The organism is Kitasatospora papulosa (genome assembly GCF_000717245.1).
Lineage (GTDB): Bacteria > Actinomycetota > Actinomycetes > Streptomycetales > Streptomycetaceae > Streptomyces > Streptomyces papulosus.
Genome location: NZ_JNYQ01000015.1, coordinates 84,673 through 92,650 on the forward strand (window position 1 = coordinate 84,673; position 7,978 = coordinate 92,650).

The following is a 7,978-nucleotide window of genomic DNA, read 5'->3' on the forward strand; positions in this document are numbered from 1 at the left end:
CGCCCAGGTGCAGTCGAAACCGAACATCCCAGAAAGGCTTACAGACATGTCCGACCTGCTGCGCGCCCCTGCCGAGATCAAGTACGCCGAGGAGCTCGACTGGCTGGAGTCCGTCGACGACGGCCCCAAGCCGTTCTCCTGGCGCCTGTCGCCGAAGATGGTCCGCCTCTTCATCCTGGGCTCCGAGCGTGCCGACGGCCTCGACCGGGAGATCTCCCAGAAGTGGTACGGCGACCGCAGCTTCGTCGAGCGCTCCATCGTCACGCTGGCCTCGGACCGGGGGCTGCTGCTCATCGGTGACCCGGGCACGGGCAAGAGCTGGCTGGCCGAGCTGCTGTCCGCCGCCATCTCCCGCAACTCCACCCTCGTGGTGCAGGGGACGGCGGGCACCACCGAGGACCACATCAAGTACTCGTGGAACGTGTCCATGGTGATCTCCAAGGGCCAGTCGCGGGAGTCGATGATCCCCTCACCGATCATGACCGCGATGGAGACCGGGGCGGTCGGCCGGTTCGAGGAACTGACCCGTTCCACCAGCGACGTCCAGGACGCGCTGATCTCGATCCTGTCGGAGAAGTACATCTCCGTCCCGGAGATGGACAGCGACAACATCGTCTTCGCCAAGCCGGGCTTCTCCGTCATCGCCACGGCCAACAGTCGCGACCGCGGTGTCAACGACCTGTCGTCCGCACTCAAGCGCCGCTTCAACTTCGTGCGCATCCCCGTGGTCACGAACAAGAAGAGCGAGGCGGAGATCGTCCGATTCCGTACCGAGGAGCTCCTGAAGCGGCACCGGATCGAGCTGGACGTGCCGCCGACCCTGCTCGACGTGCTGCTGCAGAGCTTCGCCGACCTGCGGGCCTCCGCCGCCGCGGCCGGCAGCGACGACGAGAAGCTGGAGTCCGCCCTGTCGAGCGCGGAACAGATCGGTGTCCTGGAGGACGCGATCCTGCACAGCAACTTCTTCGGCGAACGCGCGCTGACCGCCCGCACCCTGGCCTCCTCGCTCGTCGGCTCGCTGGCACGGCGGGAACCGGAGGACCTGGCCATCCTCAACAAGTATCTGCACGGTGTCGTCGAGCCGCGCAGCAAGGAGGAGGGCGGCTCCTGGCCGGAGTTCCTGGAGGGCGGCCGCGACGCGATCGCCACCCTGTCATGAGCGCCCTGGACGAAGGCACGCCGTTCGAGGCGCTGCGTGGCCAACTCCAGGCCGCGGCGACGCAGTTCGCGGACGGCCCGGACGCCCTGGAGGGCATCCTCCTCGGCATCGTCGACGACGTCGACCGCGCCGTGCGCGAGCCGCTGGAGATCTTTCCCGTCTGCCACCACTCGCCCGCGTCCGCGGTCGCGATGGCTCGCAGGCTGCGGGAGAAGCAGCCGAAGGTGGTCTACCTGGAGCTGTGCGAGGACATGGCGCCGCTCCTGCCGGAGCTCCGCAACTGCCGGCTTCCGGTGGCCGTCCAGGCGTTCGCGAGCGAGGTCAAGGGCTTCCCCGAAGCATGGGCCCCCCTGTCGGTCGTGGCCCCGATCACCGAGGCGTCGGCCGAGTACCAGGCCATCGCCTACGCACTGGACACCCCGGGCGTCGAGCTGGTCCTGGTCGACCGCTCCTCGGACCACGTGTTCCAGTGGCAGGCGGGCGGCGAGGAGCCCGCCGGCCCTGACGACCCGCCCGTCGAGGAGGAGGCCGCACTGCACGGCGACGCCGTCGGTGTGGAGATCGGTGACCTGCGCCCCCGTTTCGCCGAACTGGAGGAGCATCTGCTGCACCACGGCCGTGTGCGGCACTGGTCGGAGTGGTGGCACCAGTACGTCGAGCTGCCGCTCGGCGACAGCGACCACGACACCTACCGCCAGGTCATGCTCCTCATCGGCAGCCTGTTCCGCCGCCTGGCTCCCGGGGACACGGACCGGGTGCGGGTGGACGAGGACCGCGAACGCTACATGTGGACCCGGATGCGGGAACACCTCGCCGCGACGGGGACCGACCCCGAGGACTGCCTCTACGTCTGCGGCGCGTTCCACGCGTCCAGCCGGGTCGAGGAGTTCGGCGTCCACGGCACCGAGACCTTCGAGATCACACCGCCCGGCGAGAGCACCTGGCAGCACGGCCTGATCCCGTCCAGCCACGCGGCGATCGAGGCGCAGTTCGGCCTGGCCGCCGGTTCCGTGTCGATCGCCGCCACCCAGTGGGCGAAGAACCTCAGGCGCACCCGGGTGCAGCCGTTCCGGCTGGAAGGCCAGGCCGGGGCCCGGAAGGCCGCGAAGCCCAGGAAGGCCTCGGGGCCGCCTGCCCCCGTGGCACCGGAAGCACCGGCAGACAAGCTCTCCGGATTCCTGCAGAGCCCGCCGGCCCTCGACCGGCTGGACGAGGCCGAACTCCTCGGCTGGTCCGTGGAGATCGTGCGCTCCGCCCGGCGCAACGGCTACCTCGCCTCGACCGCGGACGCCATCGCCGTGTTCGAGACCTCGATCCTGCTGGCCGGCATGCGGGACCGGGCCAGGCCCACCCCGTACGACTTCCAGGACGCGGCGGTCACCTGCATCGAGAAGGAGACGGTGCCGGGCAGGCGCGACGTCCGCCGTCTCGTCGAGATCCTGATGGGCGGCGACCGCGTCGGCCAGGTCGGCTACGACGCGCTGCCGCCCCTGGCCCGCGACGTGCACGACCGGCTCGCCCCGCTGAACCTCAAGCTCCAGCAGCGCGGTGTGCAGCGTGCCCTGCTGGACATGACCTCGCAGCCGGAACTGCGCCGGTGCTCCGACGTGCTGTGGATGCTGCGCCATCTGATGCCGCACGGCGCCGCACGGCCGATCATGGGCGAGCGGGAACTCGGCAAGCAGTCCGTCCAGGAGTCCTGGGACCTGGCGCTGGGCACCCACCAGAGGGCGCTCATCGAGCTCGGTTACGAAGGCGTCAGCATCGAGCAGGTCCTGGAGCAGCGCCTGCGCCGCGTCGCGTACGCGCCGAACGCCACCACGGCGCAGGTCCTCGGGGCCGTCGAGGACGCCGTGCTGCATCTGCGCAGCGGCCGCCTCGCCGACGAGCTGGGCACCCACGCCCTCGAGGTGCTGGCCACCGAGCGCAGCGTCGACGGAGCCCCCGAGGTGCTGCGGAGGGTGCGCAGGCTCCTCGCGTACTACCGGATCAGCCGGCCGGTGCTGCCGGCGTGGATCGAGTCCTTCGCCAAGACGGGGTACGCGCACTACTGCACGCTTCTGCCGACGGCGTTCACGGACGAGGACGCGACGGTACGCCAGGTCGCCGCGATGCTGGGGTTCCTCTTCAGCATGGAGAGCCTGGCCCTGTCGCTCGGCTGCGACCGGACCCAGCTGGATCTGGCCTTCGCGCAGTCGCACCCTCGGGAACCCTCCAGGGTGGCGCTGCTGTGGGCGTCCCAGGTACACCTCGGGCAGCTGTCCCGAGCCGAGTTGAGGGAGCGGTGCGACGGACTGCTCGCCGACCCGCTGGTGGTGCCTGCCTACCCGCGCTACCTCAGCGGGTTCCTGCACGCCCTGGAACCGGTGCCGCAACTGGCCGACTTCGTCGTGGAGGCGGTCTCCAACGCGTTCGCGCGCCTGCCGGACCCGGTGCTGCTGCCCTGGCTTCCGAAGCTGATCACCACACTCCGGTCCGAGGGTGCCGAGCTGGCCCCCCTGCTGATCCGTGAGGCCGGCCGCGTCTTCCCCGGCCGCCTCGCGGCCCTGGACGCCTGGGTCCCGCCGTGGCAGGCCGCCCCCGCAGCAACGGCCGCGCCGGAGGCCGGCGGCGGTGCCCGCCGGGCCGTGCTGCTCGTCGCCCACCCGGAGACGTGCGACAGCGTGGCGGAGCTGCTGGGCTGCGAGGGCACCTGGGAGGCGGAGGCGCCCGAGCCCTCGGGCGCGGTACTCGTCGGCCGTCACCCGGAGACGGCCGCGGCGGTGGAGCTGCTGCTGACGGGAGGCTGACGGGACACGCCGACGAGTCGGTCCCGGGACCACCGGAGGAGCGCCGGGGGTCCCGGGACCGTCGGCGCGGCCCTCAGGCGGTCGGGACTCCGGACGGCGGCGGGTGCGGGGCCCGGAGGGTGAACGCCTCGGGCCCCTCGCCCCCCTCACGGATCAGGGCGATGCGCTCCATCGCTTCGCTGACGGTCGGGCGGTGGCCCGCGGGCACCCACCACAGCGCGAGGTGGAAGTCGGCGAGCCGTTCGAACCATTCCCGGCGCCGGGCCAGCACCTTGAGGTGGTCACTGCGGTAGGTGTACTCCCGCAGCGCCTCGACCGACTCCCATACCGAGCAGTTGATCAGGAGGAGGTCGTCGTCGTTCTCGGGGCGCAGGGAAGTCGAGTCGGCCCCTTCGCCGTCGACCAGGCGCCAGACGAAGCCGGGAGCACGATCGGCGAGGGCGTTGATCCCGGGAAGCTGTGCGACGAAGTCGGCCAGTTGCGGACTGTCGAGCGGGGCGAGGATCCGCCCGACGTTGACCTGGGCAAGGTGGAAGTCGTTCACGGCGTCAGCATGCCCGCGTGAACCTTCTAAAGTCAACGAGTTTTGTTTTTAGTTCTCGCCCTCGGCCGCCCTGAGTGCGACGCAGCACCCCCGCGGCAGCGGATCCATCTCCGCGGTCCAGTCCTGACCACCCGTCAGCCCCGCCAGCAGCCCCTCGATCCCGGCCAGGTTCATCCCGCAGACCAGAGCGGGGAACTGGTCGGCCAAGGCGTGGAACGGGCAGTTGTGGAGCCGGAGGGTCCCGCCGTCCCAGAACGGCTCGAAACCGCGCGCACGCAGGATCTCGACCGGGTCGGACCCCTCGTCGGAGGCCGCGCCCCCGGCCTCCCCGGCAGCCCGTGCCGCGGCCTGTAGTTCCCCGTCCAGCCCCGCCTGCTCCACCACCTCGGCGAGCAGCCGGCCCGCCGTGTCGTAGGTGCGGGGAGGCATGGACACCGTCCGCTCGCCCTCGGCCCGCCGGTAGAGCTTCGCGGGGCGCCCGGCGCCCGGACCGCTGCGCCCCGACAGCCGCCGGAAGGACACCTCGAGCAGCCCCGCCTCGACCAGTTTGTCCAGGTGGAAGGCGGCCAGCGAGCGGGAGATACCGGCGGCCTCGGCCGCCGCGTCCCGTCCCACCTCGCCCGGTGATCCGCTCACGTGCCGGTACAGTCCGCGCCGCACCGGGTCGCCCAGCACGGCCAGCGCCTCGAGGGCGGCATCCTCACTGCTCACGGCGCGATTCTATGACCAACGAAGATTGACGCCGGCGGGAGCCGCCCGGCCGGGGCGTCCACCTCCCCTCCTGACACTTCGGCGGGGGCCGAACCGCCGGACGGATAGCGTCCTGAAACGCGCCGCGGGAGATGCCCGGTCGGCGGAAACGGTGAGGGGCGGATCATGGTGCCGGTGGCGGGGAGAAGCCTGAAGCGGGAGATCGCGGAGCGCTACCGCGAGGTCAACGGCGACCATCCGATGACCGAGGCCGACGACGCCTATGTGAGCGCGCAGTTCGTCGTGCTGGAGGAACTCTGCGCGATCCACGACCGCGGCGCCGAGGAGGTGCGCCGGCTGATGCTGGAGGGGTTCCTGCCGCTGCCGGGTTACCTCAGGTCCGACGGCGCGGAGATGGTGCCGGCCGACCTCTTCGCCCTGGCCGACGAAGCCGGGGGTACGGACGGACTCGAGGCCTGGTTCACCGCCCACTGGGCCGACCCGGTCGCCGGCGGGGTGGAGTGGAAGGCCTACCTCGGCGGACGGTACGTGTGCCTGCACTCGGTCACCCCGTCCACCATCCGGCGCAAGGACGAACTGACGGCCGCCATCGCCGCCGCACCGGACGCGCGGGATGCCGGTTCGCCGCAGTGGTCGGCCCGGCTGCACCTGCTGATCGACGAACTCGACCGATTGGAGCCCGGGTTCACCGGATACGACCGCCTGCGCTTCGGCGGGCCCACGTCGCGGGACACCTGCATCGACGCGATGCGCGCACGCTTCCCGCGGCCGGCAGGCCTCGGATCCTGACGGCAGCGGTGTCCGGCCCGCCTCCCCGGCGGGCCGGCCGCCTACTGGAAGCTCAGCCGGTGCGGATGGGACGGGTCGGCCGGGCAGGTGTGGACACGCATCAGCCCCCGGCCGAGATGGACACCGACCGGGTCATGGGCGCGTGGACCGCCGTCCCGGTCCTCGAGCGGCCGCCAACTGCGTGAGGCGCCGCCGCCCTCCCACATGTCCACGGTGAGGAGCGGCGGCATGGGGGTGTCGCAGACCTCGCAGTCGACGCGGGCGGGGTCCGTCAGATGCCAGGAGGCGAAGCCTCCGACCTTCCAGCCGGGCGCGATCGACAGATCGCCCATGTAGGTGAAGGACTCCGGCTCGTCCTCCAGGGCGGCCGCCATGGCGGCCTCGTAGTCCTCGTACGTCGCGTAGCTCGCCGGGGGAGGGGCATCCTGCTCTTCCCCGCCCTCCTCGTCCCAGCCCTCGTCCGGCTCCTCGTCGTCGAGAAGCCCGCCCCTCCATGAGCAGATCTCCTCCTGGAGGCCCTCCTCCAGAAGGCCCAGGTACTCGTACTCCACGACCTGTTCGGGGTGCACGACGCACATCGTCGGGACGCATTCGTCACGGCCGGCCACGCGGGGTTCGGGCTGCGGGTCCAGCACCGTCCCGACGTCGGCCGAGCGCCGCCACGTCAGCATCACGTCGATCGTCGAGCCGGCCCCGTGGGCCTCGAACGGGCACCAGAGGACCTGGAGCAGGTCGTGGCCCTCCGGCCCGGTCAGATCAAGGATGTCCCGTGCGTACAACTGCGCGACGGCAAGCATCGGCACAGGGGCGTCCTTGCCGAGGTCGGGGGCGTGGTTGCCCCGCCCGATGCCCCGCAGGACGCGGAGCTCCTCCTCCGTGAGGTCGCGCCCCTGTGCCTCCGCGTGGATCCGGCGCTTCAGCCGCACCTCGGACAGCAGGTGTCCCCTTCCCTTCGTGTGCGTGGCGGTGCACACCGGCCACGGCTCGTCGGCCGGCCACAGCAGGGGGCCGGCCACCGAACTCTCCCGCGCCGTGGGGGTGCCGGGCCGGGGGTGCAGGCGCGTGGCCGTACGCCGGTGAGCCGCCAGGGCGGGGAAGACCGCTCCGACGTCGAGTGGACGCGGCGGCGTGGTGCGGGTCATGGGAGAGACCTCCAGATCGGTGCGGCGGCGATGCTACACACGGTCCCCTCGGCGGAGACGCCGCGTGCGGTGCCGGCCGTGACCCGGCCGGCGCCAGGTCGGCTCCTGTCCGGTTCGTCGGCCGCTCGGGGGGCGCGTACCCGGCGCATGGGGGCTCGGCAGGATCTTCGCTCGTAACGGGAGTACGCGGGCGCACTACGGGGCGCTATCCGAAAGTGGATGGTTCATATCAAGCGCTACCGGACTATAGGGACATCGGGCTGGCTGGATATTTCTGCTCACCGACTTTTGGCATATCCCCGGGGCCGATGCGCCCTCTGACGGCCGGGCGGGTGCGTTCAGGTAATCAGGCGAATACGCGCCGTTCGCAGCGCTGAGTCCTCTAATGTGATCGGCGTGAACGGGCGACATCGGATTAAGGGCGGATCGGTCAAGGATCCGCCGGCGCGGACGGAGGCGTAACGTATCTCCGTTCCGATGGGACGAGATCTCGCCGCAGAGGTGTCGGGGGGCTCGACGGTGCGTCGCGGGAACGACCGGAGCCATACGCCGAGCGCAGTGGACGAACAAGTCATGGAGAACGTGAGAACACGTGGGGGGACAGTCGTGACCAATCCTTTCGATGACGAGTCGGGGCGATTCGTGGCGCTCGTGAACGACGAGGGGCAGTACTCGTTGTGGCCCGCGCACATTGAGGTTCCGGGCGGCTGGCGCGCCGACGGTCCGGAAGGTTCGCGTCAGGAATGTCTCGATGTGATCGAGCGCGCCTGGACCGATATGCGGCCCGCCGGTCTGGTGCGGGCGTCGGGCGCCGACGCGGGATAGAGCAGCGGCAGGGCCGCCG

The 7,978-nt window shown here is 71.1% G+C and carries 7 protein-coding genes; 4 read left to right on the forward strand and 3 right to left on the reverse strand.

Going from position 1 to position 7,978, the window contains the following annotated elements; translation table 11 throughout:
• Positions 1-46: 46 nt before the first annotated feature.
• A complete protein-coding gene (locus IA22_RS0129085; RefSeq protein ID WP_014153454.1) occupies positions 47-1,159 on the forward strand; it encodes an ATP-binding protein in 1,113 nt (370 codons plus the stop codon).
• Positions 1,156-3,948, forward strand: coding sequence for a DUF5682 family protein (locus IA22_RS0129090; RefSeq protein WP_030125316.1), 2,793 nt, complete (start codon positions 1,156-1,158; stop codon positions 3,946-3,948). Before IA22_RS0129085 ends, IA22_RS0129090 begins: the two co-directional genes overlap by 4 nt.
• 73 nt (positions 3,949-4,021) lie before the next feature.
• On the opposite strand, the gene IA22_RS0129095 is transcribed toward IA22_RS0129090, so the two are convergent.
• Complete coding sequence (locus tag IA22_RS0129095; RefSeq protein ID WP_015579187.1) at positions 4,022-4,492, reverse strand: DUF3291 domain-containing protein; 471 nt, start codon at positions 4,490-4,492, stop codon at positions 4,022-4,024.
• A gap of 48 nt (positions 4,493-4,540) precedes the next feature.
• Positions 4,541-5,203: a helix-turn-helix transcriptional regulator gene (locus IA22_RS0129100; RefSeq protein WP_014153451.1), complete on the reverse strand. Its 663-nt coding sequence runs from the start codon at positions 5,201-5,203 to the stop codon at positions 4,541-4,543.
• 165 nt (positions 5,204-5,368) lie between these two features.
• Here IA22_RS0129100 and IA22_RS0129105 point away from each other — a divergent pair, with 165 nt between their 5' ends.
• Entirely contained in the window at positions 5,369-5,992 is a 624-nt protein-coding gene (locus IA22_RS0129105) for a DUF6058 family natural product biosynthesis protein (protein WP_030125317.1), read from the forward strand.
• A gap of 41 nt (positions 5,993-6,033) precedes the next feature.
• On the opposite strand, the gene IA22_RS0129110 is transcribed toward IA22_RS0129105, so the two are convergent.
• Positions 6,034-7,134: a hypothetical protein gene (locus IA22_RS0129110; RefSeq protein WP_030125318.1), complete on the reverse strand. Its 1,101-nt coding sequence runs from the start codon at positions 7,132-7,134 to the stop codon at positions 6,034-6,036.
• 606 nt (positions 7,135-7,740) lie between these two features.
• Between IA22_RS0129110 and IA22_RS0129115 the strand changes: the two genes are divergently transcribed.
• Complete coding sequence (locus tag IA22_RS0129115) at positions 7,741-7,959, forward strand: MbtH family protein (protein WP_015579190.1); 219 nt, start codon at positions 7,741-7,743, stop codon at positions 7,957-7,959.
• The last annotated feature ends 19 nt before the right edge of the window (positions 7,960-7,978 follow it).